Source organism: Gimesia alba (genome assembly GCF_007744675.1).
Classification (GTDB): Bacteria; Planctomycetota; Planctomycetia; order Planctomycetales; family Planctomycetaceae; genus Gimesia; species Gimesia alba.
In genome coordinates, this window is sequence record NZ_CP036269.1 from 5,443,765 (window position 1) to 5,466,843 (window position 23,079).

Here is a 23,079-nt window from a genome sequence, read left to right on the forward strand (position 1 = left end):
CAGAGAGTTCAATTTAATCCCCCCTCGCGGAGCATCGCCAAATGGCTAAAAATAAACAGCAGAAGAAGAAAGATCGAGAAAAACGGGTCGCTAAGAAAAAGCACCTGGAGGACATGAAAAAAAAGTCACAGGAGAAAACCGAGCAGGAATCCCAAAAATCGATTCCGGCACGTTCTAAAATCATGCAGTCGGCGGTCCCTAAAATAAATAACGCAGTGAATGCGAATAAGAAAAGCACGTTTACCCAGCGACGAACGGGTGGCTAATCTAAGCGTGACTTCCGTCAGTGGTTCTCAAGAAGTCTTTTAAAAGGGCCAGTACGATGAAGTTGATTACCAAATCATTGAAATCAAAAGCTTCTTCCGCCGTGATCCTGATCCGGTTACTGGTGGGACTGGTGTTTCTCTCGGAAGGGATTCAGAAGTTTCTGTATCCTGAGATTCGTGGCGCCGGTCGATTTGTGAAGATCGGTTTACCGGAACCGGAGTTCCTCTCCTATTTCGTTGCCAGTTTTGAAATCGTGTGTGGCGTGCTGATTGTACTGGGACTGTTAACACGGCTGGCAGTGCTGCCGACGATTACGATCATGCTGGTCGCGATTTTCTCGACCAAAATCCCCATGCTGTCGGAAGAAGGGTTCTGGCACATGGCGCACGCTGCCCGCACTGACTTTTCAATGTTGCTGGGCTCGCTGTATCTGTTGATTGTGGGAGCCGGGCCACTCTCGATTGACGCCATCCTGTCATGGAAGAAAAAGCCCAAAAAGCAATCTGCCGATGCGTGAAGTATTTTCTCAACTGTTATGGATCGGCAATGCGCGGGACGCCCGCGATGTGCAAGGAGTACTGGACCTCGGCATTGCCGCCGTCATCGACCTGGCGCTGGAAGAACCACCGATCACGTTTCCGCGAGAGATTGTCTACTGCCGTCTGCCTTTGATTGACGGAGACGAAAACAATCCCGCGATTCTGGAATCGGCGATTGAGACAACAACGCGGTTCGTTCAATCCGAAGTGCCCACTTTGGTCGCCTGCAGTGGGGGCATGAGCCGTTCCCCGGCCATCGCTGCCGCCGCGATGTCCCGCATCAATCAGACCCGTTTCGCTGACATCATAAAACAGATCGCCGCCGACGGTCCCTGTGATGTGGCCCCCGGTTTGTGGAATGCGATTCAAGCGCTGCTGGAACCGTAATCAAGGTACTGCAGGCTGAGAGGGATTGACTAACCGACCCATGAAATGGATCAACCGGGTTTTTCGATCCCGGATTAGAAACAGAAACGGGTGGTCGGCGCGAAATTCTTTCGGCGGTTCATCATCCCTGACACAACCTCCCGCCACGATCACCCCTGTCACACCTGCGGCTTCAGTCCCTTTTTCGTTCACTTCAACAAACGCTTTATGCAGAATGGCACCTAAAAACAGGCCTTCCGGATCATCTGACATATTGGAAAATTCGGCTTCGTCTCGTGAAAAAGCCCGCTGCATCCCCAACGACTGTAACTGCTGATTCAATTCCATTGAAGATTCGACGCGAAATTGGGGGAGACTGACTTTGACCTCACAACTACGTGTTGTCATCCATTGTTGCAAAGAGGCAGCATGGATCTGGTTTTCAAGCGCAGGCAATCTACCTGATTCGCGGGGCAGCAGAATATTCATGACGAAATCACTTCCCCCTCCGGGAATCTCTTCTTGTTCCATGTAAGGAAATCCGTCTTCGCTCTCGACGATCCGGGTCGTAAAATCATGCTGCCGGTAGGGAAGTTCCAACACCTGGAGACCTTCATCTTCACCGTAGCCGAACGAATTCGTCTGATGCATCAGGGGTACGATCGTTTCCTCACCCTGGGATAATTGAAACGGTTCTTCTTTTGTTTCCTCTGGTTCAAACTCCTCTTCCCACCCGCCCAGAAAATAGATGGCATTGGTCAACACCAGCCGGGTTAATTCATTAAAGTTCTGAGGCGTAACCAGTCGATCAATTTTTCCGTTAGTCTGCTTCGTAACCCAGGCATTGATCTGGCTGGCTGTCTCACCAGGGGCATTCTGAAAATCGACCGTTTCCAATCCTGCATCATAAGCGTGTTCTATTGTTTTCAGATATTCTGGTAGAAACTGATAGCCGGTTTGTCCCCAGAGCCGGTTGGCGATACTCAATTCTACGCCACCGGTTCTCGTCTCTGCACGCAAACGTCGAAACGCTTCATGAACACGCGCCGGCTCCAGAGAGAACCCAAGTGCTTCCTGCATTTCGCGCGCCGTTTCTCCCTTAGCTCCGGCAAGCGTCATCGCCAGTGCCATGGAAATACTGCTTGGCGAAAAGAAGAGATTCCCTTCGCTTTCCCCGGCTAATTTCAAGAACAGCTCACAGGCATACTGATTGCAGTCGTTGACTGTCGTCTGCACATCCTGTTTGCTCTGCGTGTCGGTTGTCTGGTCCGTCATCGTTTACTCTTCCAGCGGCTCGCCTTTGAGGATTTTCTGCATATTATGACGGAGACTCTCACTCGGTTCTACTTCGACTGCCAGTTTTAATGGCTCAAATGTAGATGCTACTTCACCCCAGGTCGCCAGGGCCGCCACCGCCATGTTGCGGTTGCGCACCACAGGGCTTTTCAATCCCGCTGCAATTAAAGTAGCGCCGTGAGTCGGAAATCGACGCAGTTCCTGCAGGATACAATCGAGGCAGGAATGCTGCACAAATTCCGGACCGATGCCGAGCGTATCGGCTGCGCCACTGGCGATCTGCTTAAGATCCAGAACCTGTTCCGCGAAATCCACTACTTGTGAGATATGCGTTTCATCACAGGCCAGCATAACATGGAACCAGCGACCAGAATCGTGAGACTGTGCCTGGAGACGTTTCCAGTGATAATCCCAGGTCGGCAATTCGAGCACGCGGGCAACCTGATCGGCTTCATAAAATTCCTGATCATTAGGACTCTTAAGCGATGTTCGAACACGGTCCGGCCACTCAGGTCGTTCCAGAATCTCATTGCAAATCGCCAAGAGTTCTTCGCGACGCTGCGCTGTCCAGCCTCGTTCCGAACGCGATTCCCAGTCAGCTTCCTCATTTTTCAAAAACTGCTGGATCGAACGCACGTGCAGAAAATCAGTCAATGTCTCGGCAGTCAGATTGATGTGATTCAAAAACAAATCGACCACAATCGCGCCGTCGTCATAGTCGTCCATATCTTCCGCGGGACCACCGTTGATCAGCGCTTCAATGAGTTCCCCCGCCGAAGTGAGCAGTTCACGATCTACGTGCGACTCACTCAGCGCAGACAGCAACCCGCCTGTGGTGGCGCAGGTGAAGGCCAGGTATTCATATAAAACGGAGTTGCGGTAGCCTTCGCGAAGCAGCCAGTTTCTGATTTCGCTGTTTTCGGTTTCTGCCAACCGTTCTACGACGTGAATGCGTCCCCAGCCATCGACGTTGCGTGCCAGTTCCCACAAGGCTAAATCAGGGTCTTCGGCAGTGTTCGCCAGCGCGACCGCGCAATAAAGTGTGAACTCATCGTGTCGCCCCAGCGTTTGAAACAAAGGCGTATTTTCAGCAACCTGATAGAGTCCGAGAATCGCAATACCGAATTTGACCGTTTCGCGATCCGGCGCTTCTGTCATGAACGAATAAGCCAGTTCGTAAAGTCGCTCATGATTGAGTTTCTGCTCGTCCAACAGACTCACGATCACCGCATCAATCATCGAAACAATGCTCTCATCGAGAATGTGCTGATATAACGCATATTTATTGGCGGCAGTCGGCTGATCACAATAGCTCAGCAGCAGTGATATTGTTTTTTGAACCTGCTCCTGAGCGTTGCCGTTTCCGCCATGATGCGTCATCACGCCATCCAGAGCACCGGCGGCCCACCGGAGTTCTGATCCCGTGTTGATGCGTGTTTCGTCGGGTAGTTCGTAACCGTCTTCGGTTAAGCCGGTCTGGCCCGGTTTAATGTGCGCGCAGATGTGCTCATAGATAGAAGGTCGTGCATCCCACGGCATGGTCTCAGGCGTGTCGCCCGATTCAAAGTCTTTTTTCCCAAACAATTGATTGAAGAATCCCATCCTCTCTGGTTCGTCCTCTTGAAATCCACACTCATCACTGATACCAGCGTCTTTTAGATTAACGCAACATTGGGTTCATGACACAAAGGAAATCAGATGGTTCATGGAAAATTCATCATTAAATTGAATGATCTGAATTCCAGGCGCGCAGCGGGATGGAGTGGCTGTTACAAAGAGTCCTCTAATGAGGAGTGTTCGACAGAAGAGGTGAGAAAATTCTTCTCATCGCGGTTTCTGTGATTGATCAGACGCTGGCCATACTGGGAGAGGGCCAATCTTCTTTGAGAATTGCCTTTTCCAGATCAGCGGCAATCAGTGGTTTTGAGAAGAAATAACCTTGTCCGTGCCGACAACCCAGTGCCTGCAGCAAAGCCAGTTGTTCTGCGTTTTCAATGCCTTCGGCGATCACTTCCAGTCCCAGTTTTTCAGCCAGAATGATCAACGCTTCGATCAACATCACTTCCCGGTCACGATCCGATTTTTTGACGAACTCACGATCCAGTTTTAAAACATCAATCGGAAAATCACACAAACAAGACAGAGAAGAATATCCCGTCCCAAAGTCATCCACGTCGATATTCACACCCAGTTTTTTCAGTTCATTCAACGTGGTCACCGAAATTTCACGATCGTGCATAATGATGCTTTCGGTGACTTCTAGATGAAGACACTCGGGTGGAATTTCGTACTTTCGCAATACGTTTTTCACGACAGTCACTAATGTCGGATGTTCCAGCTGTTTGCGCGATACATTCACATGCAGATTAGCCGGGGCAAGTGGCCCCAGAGTCTTACGCCATTGGTTGAGCTGGCGGCAGGCTTCGTTTAATACAAAATTACCGACGGGAATAATCAGGTCCATCTCTTCTGCAATTGAAATGAATTCATCTGGCGGGATCATACCACTCTCGGGATGGAACCAGCGAATCAGCGCTTCAACGCCTCGGAATTCTCCCGATTCCAATTCGACGATCGGCTGATAAAAGAGCGTTAACTCATCTCGGTAGATGACATCGCGCAGTTCATTTTCAATATAAAGCCGCTTCTGTGCTTTATCGCGTAGCACCTGATCAAAAACAATCGGGCAATCCACTTTCGCCGCTTTCGCTTCATACATGGCCAGATCGGCGTTACTGAGCATCTCGCTCGCCGTATCCGCAAGATGTTCGCTGGTGACGATCCCGATGCTGGCACTGGAGTAGATTGTATACCCGCCCAGTTGATAGGGAATCGCTAAATCTTTCTGAAGTCGTTCAGCAACGTGAACTGCATCTTCTGGTGCCGACAAATTGTCCAGCAGCACAACGAACTCGTCTCCCCCCATGCGGGCAGCCTGAATCGAATCTGTCGAACGGACCGCTTTTCTTAAACGGTCGGCGATGGCTTCCAGAAGTTTGTCACCCACATCGTGTCCCAGGCTGTCATTGATGAGTTTGAACCGGTTGAAGTCCATGAACAGCAGGGCAAAATGGTTGGTTTTTTTCCGATTTATGACGGTCTGAATGGATTGCAGAATCGCGGCCCGGTTCGGCAGACCGGTTAAAGCATCACGGTGCGCAAGCTGATGCAAACTGTCGAGCAGCCGTCTTTGTTCGCTGATATCAATTCGTAGTGCCAGATAGCCCGTGATCTTTCCCTGCTCATTGAGCATGGGAACGATCGTGGTATCGACCCAGTAGAAAGTTCCGTCCTTGGCTCTGTTACAGATTTCGCCCCGCCAGGTTTTTCCACGACCGATCTGGCGATACATCTCGCGAAAGAACTCTTGAGAATGGTAGCCCGAACGTAGAATGCGGTGATCGGCACCGACGAGTTCCTCGCGGCTGTATCCCGATATCTCGCAGAAGTTTTCGTTAGCCTCGAGAATCGTCCCCCGAACATCAGTGATCGCGACGATTCCGGCTTCGTCGACGGCGTCGCGAAATGCTTTCAAATATGTTAGTTCGGATTGAATCTCAGCCACTGTTCTATTCCTCGTTGATGGAATCGCCTCGTTGTCTCTATCTCTTCTGCCTACCTCTCAGTAAATTTGCGAGCGCACCATGTAGTCACCTGTCACCTAGTGTGTTTGCAATCCTGGCGTCAAGAGTGCGCTGAAAGCTTAGATCACACAGGTGCCAACCAAGCTGATTAACCCACAAAAAACGGGTTTCGCCTCAAACCCGGGTCACGTTGTACGGGTTCTGAGTGTTTTACGACCGAATCAGGCCGAAATGGCGACTCTACCCGTGGCGGAAATATTCGGAGGACTCACCATCAATGACCTGTTTCTCTTCCTCTTCAGCATCAATCATGGAGGAGAGTGTAGTCAAACTCGATTTAAGCCAGATCAAATAGCATGATCTCCGCGTTGTCGGTAGCCAGGATCGTTATCTCTCGAATATCACTGATCGCAGCCCCATCGCTGGTTTCCAGTGGCATATCATTCAGCACTACTGTCCCGCGTAAGACCTGCAGCCAGGCGTGCCGTCCTTCTGCCAGTTCATAAGAGACCGTTTCTCCTTTGTCGATTTGCGACAGAAAAATCTGTGCGTCCTGATGAATCAACAACGCCCCCTGCTCTGCCTGAGGTGATGCGACGAGCCGTAGTTGATTCTGCTGCTCGCTCCTGGGAAAGCGTTTTTGTTCGTAACTCGGCTCGATTCCTTTCCGCTCGGGATATAGCCAGATCTGATACAGGTGCACGGGCTCGGTCTCTGACGGATTGAATTCGCTGTGCGTGATGCCGGTGCCTGCCGACATTCGCTGGAATTCACCCGCGCGCAGCACTTCGCCGTGCCCCATTGAATCTTTGTGTTCGAGCGCACCTTCCAGAACATAGGTGACAATCTCCATATCCCGATGCGGATGTGTGCCGAAACCCTGCCCGGGCTGAACAACATCTTCATTCATCACCCGCAGCGCCCGAAACCGCATGTGCTCCGGATCCTGGTAATCAGCGAAGGAAAATGTGTGGAACGTATCAAGCCAGCCATGGTCGGCGTGCCCCCGTTCCTGTGCTTTGCGTATGCGAATCATTTTGAGTCCCTTTCCTGCACATACTTTACACATCAACTATATTCTCGCCAACCTGTTTTTTTGAAATTAATTTGAGTCAATGCTTTGCTGTCGTGAAAACAGCAACGCAAACTGGCAGAACCTATCAACGGGGATTCTTGTCCTTTCCGTGTCCAGTTCAATCGATTTTTAAGGCAGAGAGATGAGTCAAAAGCCGTGGTATGAATTGAGTGATTACACCATCCGACGATCAGGCCTGAAAGCGAAACTAGAAGACTTCAATGCCTTCGACGGGATATTTTCAGAACGGAACCGGTTTAACATACCCGGCCCTTTTTATTGCGGCCAGACAGACAACTGCCTGACAGGGAGACTTGAAGCACCTGACAATGTCATGTACGACGAAAATGGTTATGAATTTCTCTTCCGTCAGCCAATCAATCATTCCGAACTGGAGAACGTGGTGAGCGCTGCAAACTTTGACCCATTCTGTGGCTACGCGGCCGATGGAAACCAACACTGGACTCTCACCCTGATCAGTGACTGGTGGAAGTCGCGTGATGACCTGCTGGCTGAAGTGGACGCTTTGCGCACGTTGAACGATAACGTAGACGAGTGGCAAGCCTATCTCACCGGCCCGGCGATTGAATATCTCCGGCAATATGCTTTTTTTATCGAAGAAGGACGTCTGCCGGAGGCACGGGATCATCTGCCACGATTATGATGAAGCGAATCCCCGGATTTATACTCCCTCAGTTTTGAACATGTTTCGTACAAATTTCAAGTGCTGAATTCGATCTCATCCATTACAATGGACTTCAGAAACACAACTCAGGTCTCTATCTGGATCAAAATGAAACACTTCCTATTCAGCACTCTGGCTCTCTTCCTCGCTCTGCCGACACAATCGGCGGAAGCGTGTATGAATTGCGTGAACAGTGTGACTGAGGTGCAGCTTCCGTTTCTCTGGTCGCTGATCGGTGTTTTTCCGGCTGGCTGGTCCTGTCGCTCTTATTCAGTCGACCGCTGTCGACGGGGGTGAAACGATTTTTTTATTTCGGCGTCCCTCTGTTGATACTGGGGGGCCTGATGCTGATTCCGATGATGCTCGCGCTGCCGTTGGTCCTCTGCTGGATCTTGTATCTTGTCTTCCGAATACTGCAGCTCCTGACAAATAAAGATGAGTGGCTGCGAAAGAATCTACTGCCATTCGGAGTGAATGTGATCGCGCTGACGCTGTCCTTCGTCTTGATCTTTGTCACAACAAGCCGGGCGAATTCGACGCCGGCATTGATTGCCTCACTGGGCCATATTTCGCCACATTATCCCAACAGTGTTCACAACCAGATGTCACGCGTGATTAAACGCGGGCCGGAAGTCGTCGCGCCTTTGAGTACCACGCTAGAGCAAGTTCTAGACAGAGAATATATCAGTCCTTTCCGAACGGCACAGATCGCCTACTGCCTGAGCCAGATTGGCGGGGAACAGGCTGAAGCCGCATTGCAGCAGGCTATCGAACAACATATTACCTTCGACGACGACTTCTACGGTAAATGGGAAACGGCAGTTTGCTGCCTGTATGCCGAGTCTGCCCGGGAACGGGCGGTCCCCACACTGATGAATCTATTGAATTCGGCTGAAGAAAAACAGGCGAACTCGCAGAAGCTCATTGCGTTACTGGCACTGGCGCGAACACAAGATCCAGCTGCGGTGGAAACCGTACTGGACCACGCTGATTTCCTCAAAACGCAGCTCTTAGGAAAAAATACTCCCTACAGGCAAACAGTACAGATCAACGTGACACTCCAGGCACTTTCGGAAGGACAAAGTCCAGCCGACCTCAGCGCCAGCCCAATCTATGAGCCGCTACGTCTCGGCCTGAATCCAGACAGCAGGACCAAAACCGGGATCAAGTGGGATGACCGCTGGAATGGTGAGCTCGACATCGAAGCGTTGAAAGCACACTGGTCTGCGATATTAAAATAAGGAAATTTAGTCTTCCACACCTGCCCAGTGCGAATCGCTCAGTCCGAGATTCATTTTGAATTCCTTGTAAGTTACGAACAACACGGGAACAACAAACAGCGTAACCAGTTCGACGGTCATGCCGCCGATCACGGGCCAGGCCATCGCTTTGGCGACATCGGAGCCGCGCCCGGTAGAAAAGATGACGGGCATCAATGCAATGATCGTCGTAAAAGTCGTCATCAGGCAGGGACGAATCCGCTTGAGTCCGGCCAGAACGGCGGCGTTGCGGATATCTTCTCTAGTCTTCAATCTTTTGCGGGTGAAAACCTGGTCGAGGTAAGTCGCCATCACGACGCCGTCATCCACGGCGATGCCAAACAGCGCAATGAAACCGACCCAGACAGCAGTATTAATTTGAATGTCGTTCCAGCCCAGGAAGATCATGCCCCCCGCAAACGCGACCGGAATACCGGAAAACACGGCGAAGGCAATCGACAGATCACGGAACTGAAGATAAATGATAAACAGGTTTGTAAAAATCACGAGTGGCACGACCCACATCAGGCGGTTGTTGGCTTCGATCTGGTTCTGAAACGAGCCGACCGCCTGCAGGGCATAGCCGGCAGGCAAATTCAACGAGCCCTCTGTTTGTGCAGTGCGGAGGCTGGTCTCCACCGCCTTCACCGTTTCCAGCGCGCCTTCCTGCCCGGATGAGGAAAAGGAGACGTGTGCGACCAGACGCGCGTCTTCACTGTTGATCACGCCGGGTCCCCACGTCGTTTTCATACTCGCCAAGAGAGAAAGAGGAATAATTTCTCCCGAATGCGTGACGACGGGCAAGCGATTTAATTCGTCGATCTGCTCTCGAAGATTCCGTTCATAGCGAACACGAATGGGATAGCGTTCGCGGCCTTCTACGGTGCGCGTCACGTTCGATCCTCCGAGAGCCGTTTCGATCACCTGGTTCACCATCGCCGTGGACATGCCGTACCGGGCCGCGGTTTCCCGGTCGACGTCAAATTCGACATAAGGTTTCCCTAATACAATATCGGGATTCACCGTAGCCGCGTTGACCTGCGGAATCTGCTTCAAGTGGTCGGCAACAGCAATCGATGCTTCGGCCAGCCCGTCCAGACTGTCGCCGAAGATGCGAATCGCCATCGGTGCCTTGATACCGCTTTGCAGCATCACCACGCGGCCTTCGATCGGCTGCAGCGGCGAAGCAGGTGTGACGCCGGGCAGTGTGGCGACCGCGTTGATCTGTTCCCAGATTTGCTTCGAAGTCAGACCGGGCCGCCACTGATCGACGGGTTTGAGCATGACGTAGGTTTCAATCATCGCCGCAGGAGCTGGATCGAGGGCCGACTCAATCCGGCCGATTTTCCCGAGCACATTTTCGACTTCGGGAATCTGTCTGATCAGAGTATCCTGCGTCTGCAGGACTTCCATCGCCTGTGAAAAACTGGCAGCGGGATAAAGTGTCGGCATGTAGAACCAGCTCCCTTCGTCGAGAGCGATCCAGTCATTCGATTCCAGTCCGGGCAAAAGATGCTTGGCTTCGACCCAGCCGGGCACCTCGTTGGGTTCAACGCCCAGAAACCGGGCAGCTTTTTCAAACGGCTTCAACACCGTCGGCATCCCGATCCAGGATCCCAGCCCCAACAGTACAATGAATGTGGGGAAGGTGAAGAACAGATATTTGTGTTGCATGAAAAAGCGGAGCGTCGGCTCATACAAAAAGCGAATCAGGCGTCCTACCGGGTTTTCATCAACGGGTCTGAGTCGTTCGCTGAGCATCCAGAAGCAGCCGATTCCTCCCAGGCCTGTACTCAACAGGACGAGCACCGGCAGACGAATGGGTATCCGCGCGAGATAGTCGGCTCCAAAGTTCCAGGACAAAACGCCGCATACCAGCGCAAACACGGTAGAGACGATCAAGCGTCGACGGAGGGGCCGTTGATTGGAATTAAGCAACAGTCGACTCAACAGAGGCACCAGCGTGATGGCGACGATCAAGGCGGCAGTAATCGAAAACGTTTTGGTCCAGGCCAGCGGTGCGAAGAGTTTGTAGTCGCGACCGGTGAGCATGAAGACGGGAAAAAAGCTGACGACGGTTGTCATCACAGCCGTGACGACCGCGGGCGCAACTTCAGTGGCCGCATCATGGATGACCTTCAAACGCTGTTCTTTGCCGCCGGGACTCCCTTCCGCCTCCCATTCCGCAAGGCTGTCGTAGATCGATTCGGAAACGACAATCCCCATATCAACCATGGTGCCGATGGCAATCGCTATGCCGGCCAGCGACATGATATTCGCATCAATGCCGAAGACATTCATGGCTATGAACGCTATCAAAACGGCAATGGGCAGCGTGATGGCGACGACAATACTCGCACGTAGATGCAGCAGAAACAGCAGTATGACGACCGCGGTAATGATAACTTCCTGTGTCAGTGCATCGGTCAGTGTGGTGATGGTTTCATTGATCAGGCCGGTGCGGTCGTAGATGAGCTTAAAGTTGACTCCTTTCAGGCTCGGTTCGATCTGTGCCATTTTGGCTTTGACGCTGTCAATCACTTTCCTGGGGTTTTCGCCGAACCGCATGACAACGACACCACCAACCGCTTCGGTACCGTTGAGGTCGATGGCTCCTCTGCGAAATTCCGGCCCGATTTGCACACGCCCCAGATCTCGAATCCGAATTGGTACACCATCCTTCGAACGGATCACGGTCTGCTCTATATCGCCGATCGCCTGTGCGGTATTTTGCCCCGCGCCGATGAAGCCGCGACCGCGAATGATGAATTCCATGCCGCCTGATTCTACCGTTTTCGCGCCGACGTCAATATTTGATTTACGGACAGCATCGATTACCTGGTCGAGGGGGATATCATGAAAACGAAGCTTATCGGGGTCGACTTCGATCTGATATTGTCGGACGTAACCTCCCACACTGGCAACTTCACTGACACCAGGGACGGCCTGCAGTTCATACTTCACCACGAAATCCTGCAGACTGCGCAACTCGGCGAGGTTCATCCCTTTTGGGGGTTCTAATACATAATAGAGCACCTGCCCCAAACCGGTGGCATCCGGTCCCAGCGTTGGGACGACTCCTTCCGGCAAGAGCGCAGCGGCCGTCCCCAGCTGTTCGGCAACACGGGAGCGGGCCCAGTAAAAATCGGTACTGTCTTTGAAGGTAACCTGCACAAAACTGTAACCGAACAGACTTTTGCCGCGCACCGATTCCGCATCGGGGACGGCCAGCATCGAAACAGAGAGAGGATAGGTCACCTGGTCTTCGACGTCTTTGGGAGAACGGCCGGGCCAGGCGGTGAAAATGATCACTTGATTTTCACCGATGTTGGGAATCGCGTCGATGGGAACTTCACGCACGCTATACCAGCCGAAGCCAATCAGAACCGCGGTGATGCAGAACATGATCAGCGGTTCGCGAATGCTGAATGAAATCAAGGCACGTAACATAGTTTATTCTCCCTTGGGCCTTGAAGGTGATAAGTGCTTCTGTTTTTGCTGCGACTGTCCGGGAGGTGCTGGTTGTTTTGCCGCTGTTTCAAAGGTTGGCACGAGTTCGCCGCAGTGCAGCATTTTACGGCCGAAGTAAGGGTTGAGCAGTTTATTATCGGATTGCAGCCAGTCTCCACCTCCCTCTGGAACCATGGGACAGAAGAAATGATGGAACGCCGGTTTTGACTCACCTCCTCGCACCTGAGTGGCCAGCTTAACCACCGCATGACTGATTGGCTTAAATTTTTTGCGTGCCTCTTCCAGCGAAAGATGATGCAGATGCTCTGAATTATTGGCGATCTGCTGCAACTCATCTTTGATTGGCTGACTAAGCTGGGAATCCTGTGCCAGTTGTGTAGCCAGTGTGTTGAGTGTTCTGGCCTGCTGCTCTGTAATTTTTTGATCGGCGGCAAACTGCTTCTGAATCGCAAAGTAAGTCGAGTAGAGTTTATCGAGCAGTTGACCGGGCTGTCCGGTGATTTCATCAATCTTGAATGAATCAAACTGAAGTGGAATATTTTTCTTCGTTTTTTTCGCGGGAGTAAATCGGAGCGGATCAATCAGACTCGGTTTGCCTGAAAGCTGCATTTGTGAATCAATCAGGAAGTTGCCGGCCGTGGCGACTTTCTCACCCGGATTCACCCCCTCAAGAATCACGGCAGTATCCCCGAGCAACGATCCGAGCGTCACATTTCTGAGTTCAAAACGCCCCGGTTTGGTTTCGACATAGACAACACTGTGGTCGCCGGCCATCAGGATCGCGGAACGAGGCACGGTAAGTGCTTTCTTCTGGGGTACCGGTTGGTCGGTATAGCCGAACCGCGACGTGGGTACGAGTTTCATACCACAAATTGGACAGTCGCCGGGCTGATCGCGGATGACCTGAGGATGCATGGGGCTGATCCATTTCCCAGCAAGCTCGGCATCGTAAACGTTCCCTTGCGGGCCAATGGGAACTTTGATTTGCGCTTTCGCATAATCGCCGGGTCTGAGTTGTCCGTCTTCATTTTTGAACTCCACGCGCACGCCAACGGTTCTGCGGTTGGGATTCACCGTTGGATCGATAAACACCACGCGTCCTTTTAGAGTTTTTCCCGGTAGAGACTGCAATTCGGCATCAACCCGCTGACCAAAACGAATCCGAGAGGCATCTTCAGGATAGAGTTCGAGCACGAGCCAGACGGTAGTCAGATTCGCAATGCGGTAAATGGGCTCTCCGGCTTTGATATATTTTCCTTCCTCTGCGAGTTTTTCGGTCACGGTTCCGCCAATAGGAGCGTAGATCGTCAGTCGCGACTCGGCCTTGCCTGTTGATAACAGATGATTGATCTGAGCGTCTGTCATGCCTAGTTCGACGAGTTTCTGTCGCGAGTTCTCCACCAGTTTCTCCTGCACTTCGCGCACGACGGACAGGGCACCTGAGGTCATTTTCTTGAGCGCATTCCTCGCCTCCAACAGTTCCACCTGGGCAGAATAAAGTTCGGGGCTGTAGACGATCGCCAGATGATCTCCTTTGTCGACTTCCACTCCTGTATAGTCGGCAAACAGTTTTTCGATGCGCCCGTTGATATAGGCGGCAATGGTGGCCTGACGGCTTTCATCGATTTCTATCGAACCGATCGTTTCAATTGTGGTGCTGACGGACTCCAGCTTTGCTTCAGCGGTCTGGATGTTCGCTAACCTGCGCTGCGCCGGATCGATATTGATGGCCATCTGATCGATGTTGGCACCGGACTTCGCGGCCGGCACCAGCGCCATTCCACAGATCGGACAGCGGCCCGGTTTGGGCTGGCGGATCTGCGGATGCATCGGGCAGGTATAGATCTGCTGTTTCCCGCTTTGAGCCGTGCCTGCCGGAGTGGAAAGACCAGCCTGAATCCAGCCCAGACGCTGTGCGACCCCCAGCAACACGATCAGAAAAAGCCCGACCGAAAGAAACAGCGCTGCCGGCAGCAATTTTCTCAGCCACCAGCAACCAGATTTTGCATCGGGAGGCGGAGGTGCTACGGTATTCACAGGATTTTTTGCCGGTTCTTCTGTGGAAGATGTTGTCATCTTGCCTCTCCAAAAACAAATCAAGAGAGCGGCCAGCCGTTGCATAACAACCAGCATTGGACCGTGCCGGGAAAACCGGCCAGCCGCCCTGTTTCAAATGTGTTCATTTAGTGCCATCGCAGAGAATGGCAGACGGGCCATAAGAAATCGGAAAACCTTTTGTCCCGGAAATCAAAGTCAACGGGGACAAAACAGCCATTATGCGTTCGCAGAAAAAATGAAACGGCATTCAGTCAGCGCGCAGTGTGCCTTTATATTAAAGACACGCAGAGAAGAATCTGCGCAGGCTTTGAATACTGTGCCACAGGGCAGTGACTCAAGCAAATAGAGCCTTCGGAGTGATCCGGCTGAGTCACAGGGGCTGCCAGCGGATGTGCCAGAATCTCAAACAACAGCTGTTGTTCCTGTAGCGGACCGCTGTTTGTGTCCGGTAGCGCGGGTGTGTTGTTCGTGCGACTACAGTGGCAATCAGAGTCGCTTCGACCACACTTTCCGCGACAGGCTGGCTGTTTGTCATTCGCAGTCGTGGATGTGGCAAGATGAGCACAGCAACTCGATTGTTTCACTACGGAAACGGGCCTTGTTTGAGTGAGTCGATAACAGCGGGTCTGCGAATGTTCCTCGGGTTTGAACTTCTGACAGCAACAGCCGAACAGAGTCATCGGGCAGAGTGTCTGCAAAAACAACATTGCTGCTGTCATCCAGATCAACATCGCTCGACCAATTCGGTGCATGAAACAGACTCCTGAAGACGTATTACCAGACCTGTTATCACTGTATCGCATTGCTAACAGAAAGTCCAGATGTGTTCTGCTCAGTTCTCACCGGGTAATGCAGGAACAACAGGTACTTCAGATAAAGAAAAGTCTTGGCCGGCGACGCGACTAAGCTGTGTCAGAGAAATTGCGAGTTCGCCAATGGCCTGATGATAACCCAGTTCCAGTGTCAACAGATTGCGATAATCGCGAATAACGCGATCAAATTCGACAGATCCGCGGGAATACGATTCCTGGTCGGCTCTTAATGTCTGACGTGCCTGTGGCAGAATCGTTTCTTTATAGAGCACTGCGGTTTCTTCGGCACGGCGGGCTTCGGCCAGTAGTTCGGTAATCAGGGCATCATAGCGATCGAGGAGATCCTGTTCCGAGTAGTTTGAAGCGAGATGTTTCCAAGTCGCTTCATTTTCGAGGGCATCGTATTTATCTTTCCAAAGTGGAATACTGACCTGAGCCCCAAGAGACCAGGGGTCCTGCCCCACTTTATACAGATTTGAGGGAGGACGATTATTATCCGTAAAAAAGTAATTGGCCGAGAGAGTCAGTTCGGGCCGTCGACTCAAACGGGCCACTTCAATACCCCACCGTGTGGCTTGCGTGCGAAGCTGAGCCGCCTGAATTTCAGGCTGTGAGTCCAAAGCGCTCTGATAAACCTGTGGAGCTGATATCTCTGGAAATTTAATTTCCAGTTCTTCCGGAGGCAACACGGCCAGATCCGCATCGCGGGCGACCAGCCGATTTACTTCCGCCTGCAAAGCGACTCGTAACTTGCGATACGTGAGCAACCGCTCTTCGAGTTTGCTGAGCTCCAGAGTACCGAGCAGGACGTCTCCCTGAGTGGCAGTGCCAGTAGCAACCTGGGCATTGGCGACGTCAATCAAGGACTTCAACAATTCCTGATTGGCGGTCGCTGTCGCAATCTGTTGATCGATCACGTACAGACGATACCAGCCGGTACGAACAGCGGCGATCACGCGCAGACGCTCCGACAGATAGTCGGCTCGGACAGCGAAGGCTTCAAAGCAGGCACGCTGCTCCTGCGCATTCAGTTTACCAAGCCAGGGAATCGCCTGACTGGCATTCAGAACAGCCCGCTGCGAGCCAGATGCGGTTTGAATCGGATCTCCGAACACATTCGCGCCCAGTTTAGGATCTGGGAGTTTGTTGACATAGTGTGAACGCGCCGAAGCAGCATTGTATTCCTGATAGAGTTTCACCAGACGGGGATTCTGGTCGACGGCCAGCATCTCGAGTTCGCCCAGCGTCCGAGAGAGCGGCGGATGTTGCATCACCAGATCAGACTGCGTTCCGTCGGTCAATTCCTGGGCAGTTGCTTCCGCACCGGTCTGTACGATCTGCGTATCAGAATCCAAAGGTTCGGAGTTCGTTTCTTGTAGAGTAGATTCATCCGGCGTTGGTGCGAGCGCAACTTTGGCCGTCGATGCCTCCTGGACATTGGCAGTATGCGTCGCACATCCCATGATAAAAGCGGTAGAAAGCGCCAGGCCAAATCCGCGCACTTTAACTGAGGGATGATCCTTCATCCTGAAACCTTGTTCTAATCCCTGATTTCACATCCGTGTGAATAGAGGAGGCTGATCAGAGTCAGTAAAAATAAAATGGCACGGTCCACGGAAAGAATCGTCCTGATTTGTGGTCTGCCTGTGCATTCAATGCCGAATTTGTCGGTTTGACGATCAATTCCCGATGAATCATGACGATTATTCGGAACGCTGAGATCAGGTAAGCGGTGCGGCACAGAGAACAGTGCTCACAAAAAAAGCCCTAAGTCTCTGTAAGACAAGGGCTTTTAAATGGACGATACTGGATTCGAACCAGTGACCTCCACGATGTCAACGTGGCACTCTAACCAACTGAGCTAATCGTCCTGAGGTTTCAAAAGGTTACGGATCAAGGTCGATATCGTCAAGTTCCAGAAGACTTTCTGTGAAAAAAACTGCTGAATGAAAGAGTCTCAGGTCCTGTCTGACCGATCATATCAATTTCACAGGTTTCCGCTGATTTTCCTGCAAAACGGCGAACATTGACGCGGGCTGTGCCTGTCGAATATAAAGACTCTACCTCCTTCGAACTGCCTGAGCAGTGAGCCCTTTGTAACGGCGACTGTGGTGGTTCCGACTTTAGATGAAGTTCAAAAATCGAATGATTCAAATCAAATTACCCGATGGAAGCGTAAAGGAATTCCCTGAAAACAGTACTGCACTCGATGTGGCCCAATCAATTGGTGAGCGGCTGGCCAATGCGGTTGTGGCTGCGGAAGTGGATGGAACCATTTGTGATGCGTTTCGCCCTTTGAAAGAGATCTCGGACTCTCAAGAAATCAATCTCAAGCTGCTCACTGACCGTGATCCCGAAGCACTCGGCGTCATGCGTCACTCGTGTGCCCATATTATGGCCCGCGCGGTCATGCGGCTCTGGCCCGGCATTCAACTCGCCTTTGGCCCCACCCTGCCTCATGGCTTCTACTACGATTTCGGTCTGGAACATACCATCAGCGAAGATGACTTCCCCAAGATCGAAGAAGAGATGAAGAAGATCATCAAAGAGGAAGAACCGTTCGAACGGTTTTCTCTCGATCGCGCCGAAGCCGTTTCGTTCGTGAACGAGATGGACCAGCATTCCAAAGCCGAGCATATCGAAACCGGCCTGGCCGATCACGGTCAGCTCAGTTTCTATCGTCAGGGTGAATTTGTCGATCTATGTCGTGGTCCACATATTCCCAACGCCGGTAAAGTCAAAGCGTTCAAGCTGCTGTCGATCGCCGGTTCATACTGGAAAGGGGATGCGGGTAATAAGCCGCTGCAACGTCTGTATGGAACGGCCTGGTTCAGCAAAAAGGATATGAAAAAATATCTGGAACAGGTCGAAGAAGCCAAACGCCGCGATCACCGTGTACTGGGAAAAAAACTGGGACTGTTCCAGATCAACCCGGAAGTCGGTCAGGGGCTCTGTCTCTGGTTGCCGAAAGGAGCCACCATCCGTGCGGTTCTGGAAGACTTCATCAAGGTGGAGCTGACACGCCTCGGTTATCAGCCCGTCTATTCGCCACACATCGGTCGTGTGGAACTGTACGAAACCAGCGGTCACTTCCCCTATTATCGCGATTCGCAGTTCGCACCGCTGTTCGGTCATGATGCCGGCCAGTTGGTCGATTTCTGGGTCCGCAAACTGGAAGAAGACGACCTGTCCGCCGAGGAAGAAGAGACATTCTTCAAATCATCCCGCGTGATGAATTGTGATTTCGAGTTTCCTCCCGGTGCCAGCCGCGAAGAAAAAATCCAGATTCTCAAAGACTGGGAGCACAAACACGAACGTTATCTGCTGAAGCCGATGAACTGTCCGCATCATGCCGAGATGTATAAAGCGATGCCGCGCAGCTATCGGGACTTGCCGGTACGTCTGGCTGAATTCGGCACCGTGTATCGTCACGAACAGACCGGAGAACTCAACGGCATGTTGCGCGTTCGCGGGTTGACCCAGGACGATGCGCATATTTTCTGCACTCCCGAGCAGGTGGAAGGCGAATTCAAGGCGACGCTGGAGCTGGTGAAATTCGTGCTGGCCTCGGTCGGTCTGGACAATTTCCGCGTGCAGCTTTCCCTGCGTGAGCCGGGTAGCGATAAGTATGTCGGCAGTGAAGAGAACTGGCAGCATGCGGAGGACAGTCTGCGAAAAGTGCTCGAATCATCGGGCATGTCGTATAGTGAATGCGAAGGTGAAGCCGCGTTTTACGGTCCGAAAGCCGATTTTATGGTGTCGGACTGTATCGGCCGTGAATGGCAGCTGGGAACCGTGCAGCTGGATTACAATCTGCCGGAACGGTTCAAGCTGGAATACACGGGCTCGGACAATCAGCCGCACCGTCCGGTGATGATTCACCGTGCTCCCTTTGGTTCGATGGAACGCTTCACGGGAATGTTGATCGAACATTTCGCGGGTGCGTTTCCGCTCTGGCTCGCGCCGGAACAGATTCGCGTGCTGCCTGTCAGTGATAAGACGCTGGACTACGCGAACGAAGTCGCAGCCCAACTGCGGCAGAACGGGTTCCGGATTTCGATCGACACCCGTAGTTCGAAGGTCAACGCGAAGATTCGCGATGCTCAGTTGGAACTGATTCCGTACATGTTCATCGTAGGTCCCAAAGAGGCCGAGCAGACAGCCGTCGCAGTCCGCGATCGAATCGACGGCGATCTGGGGCCGATGCCGTTAACCGATGCGATTGCCAAACTGAAACAGGAAGCCGATCAACGGCTCGTGCGTCAGGTCGTCGAAAGCACCTTCTCCGGCATCGAAGGACAGACGGAAAAAGCGAACGAGTATTAAGATTGCTTAAACGAAGATTTCGAAGTGTCGTGTGCCACGGCCGGCTTGTCCGGCCGTGCTGCGATCATCGGCTCGTAAAAAGCCCTGTATTAAACTATGAGGCCAGAATTTTTTTCGCCCCATATTTGTTATCTTTTAGAGTAACAGAAACCTTTCACATTCACCGTTGGACAAGCCAACGGTGCCACCCACTTTAGATACATTTCGTGTGGTTTCGTGATTTTCGTGGTAGCAAAAACACGAGCGTTTGTTGTCATCAGCGAATTGGAATCGTAGGGTGCGGACCTACGTGTCCGCCCGCCTGGCGACGTTCTATAAAAGATCACTCGCGCAAAGGAACCGCAAAAGCTCTCGAACGGTTTCCAGCAAACACGTCAACCCCGCGGGGAGACACATGGGTCTCCCCCTACTTTTTGTGTTCTGATCACTTTGATATTTGCTCCTGGTTTCGATATAAATTGAGGGACACGGATTTGTTACTTTTTTAAAGTAAACAGATTTGCGACCAGGATGCATTCACTGTTGGACAAGCCAACAGTGCCACTCGCAATGGTGACCAGTTAATTGAGGGCTCCAACGAGGGAAATGCTTCTGAATACTTTCAACCTTGTTTTTGAGAGCACAACGCCATGAGTCAGGCAGTGGGACAAAAGATTGAGGCCGATTTTTACGCAAAATTTCCGACGTCAGCTCAGGATTATAAAAAAGCGTGCGAACTGTTCCCGAGTGGGGTGACTCACGACGGACGTTACATGAAACCGTTCCCCATTTATGTGGATCGTGCGCTGGATGCTCATAAGTATGACGTCGACGGCAACGACATTATCGACTACTGGAGTGGTCACGGGGCACTGATTCTGGGGCACAGCCATCCCGACATGGTCAAAGCAGTGCAGGATCAGGTCGCGAGGGGAACACACTTCGGTGCCTGTCACGAAATGGAACTCGAATGGGGCGATCTGGTGCGTCAACTGGTTCCCTCCTGTGAAATGCTGCGGTTTACCAGCAGTGGTACCGAAGCCACCATGATGGCACTGCGTGTGGCTAGGATCGCGACCGGCAAAACCAAAGTGGTCAAGTTCGCGGGCCACTTTCACGGCTGGCACGATCTGCTGACCCAGGCATCCGAACCGCCGCATGACGACAAAACCTACGCCATGCCCGGCGTCACCAACGGGGTGTCTGATGAACTCGTTATCATTCGCCCCAATGATCTGGACCTGGTGGAAAGCACGATCGCCGAACATGATCCGGCTTGTATTATTATCGAAGCGACCGGCAGTCGCTGGGGTGTGGTACCTCTCGAAGACGGATTCCTGCAGGGGCTGCGCAAGCTGACCGCGGACAAAGGCGTGCTGATGATTATGGATGAAGTCATCAGCGGTTTCCGTGTCGCGCCCGGAGGCATGCAGGAAGTCTGTGGGATCGTGCCTGACTTGACCTCACTAGCGAAAATTGTCGCCGGCGGTCTGCCTGGCGGCTGTCTGGCGGGGCGTGCCGATCTGATGCAGGCGATTGCCTTTGACAATCCCTTTGGTCAGAAGATGAAACATCCGGGAACCTACAATGCGAATCCCCTTTCCGCAGCGGCAGGGATCGCGGTTTTGAAACAGGTCGCCACGGGTGAGCCCTGCCGGAAAGCGAATGAGAGTGCTGCCAAATTGCGAAAGGGCATGAACGAAGTCCTCACTCGCAAGAATGTGAACTGGGTAGTCTACGGTCAATTTTCGATCATCAAAGTCTTCCCCGGCTACGACGGGCCGCGACCCACCGATGATTCATTCGTGCCGTACAACAATGACTTTGATCGACTGGACCGCAAGCATGACGCCCAACTGGGGCACGCATTCCGTTGTGCTCTGCTGCTGAATGGCGTTGACTGGTTTGGCTGGGGCGCGATGTTGACTTCAGCACACACTGATGAAGACATTGACTTCACTGTCAAAGCCTTCGAAGGTGCCATTGACGCGCTACGGAATGACGGCTTCATCGACTGAAGTAGAGTGAGGGAAACGGGAGTCTGAAACGCGTGGAAGAAATCTGGAAGCCAACGGCGGAAGATCTGGAACAGGCCATTCACAAACAACTTCCGGATCTGATTGAAACCGGATTGAAGGCACTGTTTGTCGGAACCAATCCGGGCCTGTATTCGGCGGCGGTGGGGCATCACTTTGCACGTCCCGGCAATCGTTTTTGGCCCGCCATGTATCGGGGCAAAATTACCGAACGACTTTATTCGCCGTTCGAGGATTATAAACTGCTCAAGCGGGGTGGCGGTCTGACGAATATTGTCAGCCGTGCTTCCAAACGGGCAGATGAACTTTCGAAAAAAGAGCTCTATGAAGGAGCCGAAATCCTCACGGAAAAGGTGATCCAGTTTCAGCCGCAAAAGGTCGTGTTTCTTGGAATCACTTCCTACCGGAAAGCGTTTCAGGAGAACCAGGCACAGATCGGTTTGCAGGAACGGAAGCTTGGCGAGGCGGAAGTCTGGGTACTGCCCAATCCCAGCGGCCTGAATGCCCACTATCAGATCCCCGCTCTGGGGAAAATCTTTGCACAAATGTGGCGCTAACAACTCACCCCATCTTACCTGTTTTACGACACAAGATTTATTTCCCGCGTGAAATTTCCATTCGTCGGGAATTGATTGAATCCAACCGATTTGTCTCGTCGATGAAAGTCTATATCCGGTCAGAGAAGCTGCGCAATGATTGTCGGCAATTCTGGTTGAATCACGTGTGATTCTCATCTACTGCCCGTGCAGGTTGTTCCATGAAACAAAAACCCGTCTCTCGCTGGCATCGAAGCATGCTGCTGCTGGTCTGCGCTCTGATGCTCAGTCAGCAGGGATGCATCCAACGCCGGGAGCGTTATAATCTGGCCAGTTTCTGGGTGGATTACAACACGCTGAGAGCACCGGCCATCTTCTTTGAGAAGCAGTTCCACTTTCCTTACAAGGCAAAACAGGTTGCTTATTTTCACTGGCAATACGGTGTCACCCCCGGACGGAATTTAAAGTACGTCCGACCTGATCTGGTGGGGAATAATCCTGCGTCAGAAGCAGCAACCTATCAGGGTATCATGAATGTGAGTGCGACAGAGGGCTCTCTGCAACCGACGATGGAACCGATGCCGGAAATGAAATCGAATTCAAAGATACAAATGGAGTCGAAGCCTGCGGTGAATCCGAACAAAGGAATGAGCGTTGCACCACCTTCGGTGAAATTAAAGCCGCACGTTCAACAGAAACAGATCCGCAAGAATGCCCGGTTTTCGGTGGAAATCATTCCGCCGCCCCCAGCACCGCCGGCTGCTGATGCCGAACCGCTCATTCCTTGAAG

General features: G+C 52.2%; 17 protein-coding genes and 1 tRNA gene. 9 read left to right on the top strand and 9 right to left on the bottom strand.

Annotated elements, in window-relative coordinates; all coding sequences use genetic code 11:
* Nucleotides 1-41: 41 nt before the first annotated feature.
* Genes Pan241w_RS20275 through Pan241w_RS20285 form a run of 3 tightly spaced genes read left to right on the top strand, consistent with a single transcriptional unit; the run spans nt 42 to nt 1,193 of the window.
* Complete coding sequence (locus Pan241w_RS20275) at nt 42-266, top strand: hypothetical protein (protein ID WP_145219345.1); 225 nt, start codon at nt 42-44, stop codon at nt 264-266.
* A gap of 56 nt (nt 267-322) precedes the next feature.
* Nucleotides 323-784, top strand: coding sequence for a DoxX family protein (locus tag Pan241w_RS20280; protein ID WP_145219347.1), 462 nt, complete (start codon nt 323-325; stop codon nt 782-784).
* Nucleotides 777-1,193 (top strand): dual specificity protein phosphatase family protein, encoded by a 417-nt coding sequence (locus tag Pan241w_RS20285; protein WP_145219349.1) that lies wholly within the window; start codon nt 777-779, stop codon nt 1,191-1,193. The genes Pan241w_RS20280 and Pan241w_RS20285 overlap by 8 nt, the downstream gene beginning before the upstream one ends.
* On the opposite strand, the gene Pan241w_RS20290 is transcribed toward Pan241w_RS20285, so the two are convergent.
* The 4 genes from Pan241w_RS20290 to Pan241w_RS20305 form a co-directional block, all read right to left on the bottom strand.
* Entirely contained in the window at nt 1,194-2,447 is a 1,254-nt protein-coding gene (locus Pan241w_RS20290) for a serpin family protein (protein WP_145219351.1), read from the bottom strand. It abuts the gene before it with no gap.
* A 3-nt stretch (nt 2,448-2,450) separates the two neighbouring features.
* Nucleotides 2,451-4,070: a limonene hydroxylase gene (locus Pan241w_RS20295; RefSeq protein WP_145219353.1), complete on the bottom strand. Its 1,620-nt coding sequence runs from the start codon at nt 4,068-4,070 to the stop codon at nt 2,451-2,453.
* Nucleotides 4,071-4,314: 244 nt separating this feature from the next.
* Nucleotides 4,315-6,033, bottom strand: a complete 1,719-nt coding sequence (locus Pan241w_RS20300; protein ID WP_145219355.1) for a putative bifunctional diguanylate cyclase/phosphodiesterase — start codon at nt 6,031-6,033, stop codon at nt 4,315-4,317.
* 356 nt (nt 6,034-6,389) lie between these two features.
* On the bottom strand, nt 6,390-7,088 hold the full coding sequence (locus Pan241w_RS20305; RefSeq protein WP_145219357.1) for a pirin family protein: 699 nt from the start codon (nt 7,086-7,088) through the stop codon (nt 6,390-6,392).
* 181 nt (nt 7,089-7,269) lie between these two features.
* Here Pan241w_RS20305 and Pan241w_RS20310 point away from each other — a divergent pair, with 181 nt between their 5' ends.
* Both Pan241w_RS20310 and Pan241w_RS20315 read left to right on the top strand, forming a co-directional pair.
* The gene (locus tag Pan241w_RS20310; protein ID WP_145219359.1) at nt 7,270-7,791 is read left to right on the top strand and encodes a ferredoxin; all 522 of its coding nucleotides are present in this window, start codon (nt 7,270-7,272) and stop codon (nt 7,789-7,791) included.
* Nucleotides 7,792-8,156: 365 nt separating this feature from the next.
* Nucleotides 8,157-9,053, top strand: a complete 897-nt coding sequence (locus Pan241w_RS20315; protein ID WP_232107211.1) for a hypothetical protein — start codon at nt 8,157-8,159, stop codon at nt 9,051-9,053.
* Between the two features lie 6 nt (nt 9,054-9,059).
* Here the strand turns inward: Pan241w_RS20315 and Pan241w_RS20320 are convergent, their stop codons facing one another.
* The 5 genes from Pan241w_RS20320 to Pan241w_RS20340 form a co-directional block, all read right to left on the bottom strand.
* Nucleotides 9,060-12,521 (bottom strand): efflux RND transporter permease subunit, encoded by a 3,462-nt coding sequence (locus Pan241w_RS20320; protein WP_145219363.1) that lies wholly within the window; start codon nt 12,519-12,521, stop codon nt 9,060-9,062.
* A 3-nt stretch (nt 12,522-12,524) separates the two neighbouring features.
* A complete protein-coding gene (locus Pan241w_RS20325; protein ID WP_145219365.1) occupies nt 12,525-14,618 on the bottom strand; it encodes an efflux RND transporter periplasmic adaptor subunit in 2,094 nt (697 codons plus the stop codon).
* Between the two features lie 251 nt (nt 14,619-14,869).
* Complete coding sequence (locus Pan241w_RS20330) at nt 14,870-15,352, bottom strand: hypothetical protein (RefSeq protein ID WP_145219367.1); 483 nt, start codon at nt 15,350-15,352, stop codon at nt 14,870-14,872.
* Nucleotides 15,353-15,432: 80 nt separating this feature from the next.
* Nucleotides 15,433-16,938, bottom strand: a complete 1,506-nt coding sequence (locus tag Pan241w_RS20335) for a TolC family protein (RefSeq protein WP_145219369.1) — start codon at nt 16,936-16,938, stop codon at nt 15,433-15,435.
* A gap of 271 nt (nt 16,939-17,209) precedes the next feature.
* A tRNA-Val gene (locus tag Pan241w_RS20340) sits at nt 17,210-17,283 on the bottom strand.
* Nucleotides 17,284-17,557: 274 nt separating this feature from the next.
* Here Pan241w_RS20340 and thrS point away from each other — a divergent pair.
* The 4 genes from thrS to Pan241w_RS20360 all read left to right on the top strand — a co-directional run bounded on the left by thrS (nt 17,558) and on the right by Pan241w_RS20360 (nt 23,077).
* The gene (gene thrS, locus Pan241w_RS20345) at nt 17,558-19,738 is read left to right on the top strand and encodes a threonine--tRNA ligase (protein ID WP_198000047.1); all 2,181 of its coding nucleotides are present in this window, start codon (nt 17,558-17,560) and stop codon (nt 19,736-19,738) included.
* Nucleotides 19,739-20,367: 629 nt separating this feature from the next.
* The gene (locus Pan241w_RS20350; protein WP_145219373.1) at nt 20,368-21,735 is read left to right on the top strand and encodes an aspartate aminotransferase family protein; all 1,368 of its coding nucleotides are present in this window, start codon (nt 20,368-20,370) and stop codon (nt 21,733-21,735) included.
* A gap of 32 nt (nt 21,736-21,767) precedes the next feature.
* Complete coding sequence (gene mug / locus Pan241w_RS20355) at nt 21,768-22,310, top strand: G/U mismatch-specific DNA glycosylase (RefSeq protein WP_145219375.1); 543 nt, start codon at nt 21,768-21,770, stop codon at nt 22,308-22,310.
* A gap of 200 nt (nt 22,311-22,510) precedes the next feature.
* A complete protein-coding gene (locus Pan241w_RS20360) occupies nt 22,511-23,077 on the top strand; it encodes a hypothetical protein (protein ID WP_145219376.1) in 567 nt (188 codons plus the stop codon).
* The last annotated feature ends 2 nt before the right edge of the window (nt 23,078-23,079 follow it).

What these genes read in the sequence shown, in the direction of transcription:
- Pan241w_RS20275 (WP_145219345.1), top strand. Translation starts at nt 42, where the DNA reads ATGGCTAAAAATAAACAGCAGAAGAAGAAAGATCGAGAAAAACGGGTC.
- Pan241w_RS20280 (WP_145219347.1), top strand. Translation starts at nt 323, where the DNA reads ATGAAGTTGATTACCAAATCATTGAAATCAAAAGCTTCTTCCGCCGTG.
- Pan241w_RS20285 (WP_145219349.1), top strand. Translation starts at nt 777, where the DNA reads ATGCGTGAAGTATTTTCTCAACTGTTATGGATCGGCAATGCGCGGGAC.
- Pan241w_RS20290 (WP_145219351.1), bottom strand. Translation starts at nt 2,447, where the DNA reads ATGACGGACCAGACAACCGACACGCAGAGCAAACAGGATGTGCAGACG.
- Pan241w_RS20295 (WP_145219353.1), bottom strand. Translation starts at nt 4,070, where the DNA reads ATGGGATTCTTCAATCAATTGTTTGGGAAAAAAGACTTTGAATCGGGC.
- Pan241w_RS20305 (WP_145219357.1), bottom strand. Translation starts at nt 7,088, where the DNA reads ATGATTCGCATACGCAAAGCACAGGAACGGGGGCACGCCGACCATGGC.
- Pan241w_RS20310 (WP_145219359.1), top strand. Translation starts at nt 7,270, where the DNA reads ATGAGTCAAAAGCCGTGGTATGAATTGAGTGATTACACCATCCGACGA.
- Pan241w_RS20315 (WP_232107211.1), top strand. Translation starts at nt 8,157, where the DNA reads ATGCTGATTCCGATGATGCTCGCGCTGCCGTTGGTCCTCTGCTGGATC.
- Pan241w_RS20320 (WP_145219363.1), bottom strand. Translation starts at nt 12,521, where the DNA reads ATGTTACGTGCCTTGATTTCATTCAGCATTCGCGAACCGCTGATCATG.
- Pan241w_RS20325 (WP_145219365.1), bottom strand. Translation starts at nt 14,618, where the DNA reads ATGACAACATCTTCCACAGAAGAACCGGCAAAAAATCCTGTGAATACC.
- Pan241w_RS20330 (WP_145219367.1), bottom strand. Translation starts at nt 15,352, where the DNA reads ATGCACCGAATTGGTCGAGCGATGTTGATCTGGATGACAGCAGCAATG.
- Pan241w_RS20335 (WP_145219369.1), bottom strand. Translation starts at nt 16,938, where the DNA reads ATGAAGGATCATCCCTCAGTTAAAGTGCGCGGATTTGGCCTGGCGCTT.
- thrS (WP_198000047.1), top strand. Translation starts at nt 17,558, where the DNA reads ATGATTCAAATCAAATTACCCGATGGAAGCGTAAAGGAATTCCCTGAA.
- Pan241w_RS20350 (WP_145219373.1), top strand. Translation starts at nt 20,368, where the DNA reads ATGAGTCAGGCAGTGGGACAAAAGATTGAGGCCGATTTTTACGCAAAA.
- Pan241w_RS20360 (WP_145219376.1), top strand. Translation starts at nt 22,511, where the DNA reads ATGAAACAAAAACCCGTCTCTCGCTGGCATCGAAGCATGCTGCTGCTG.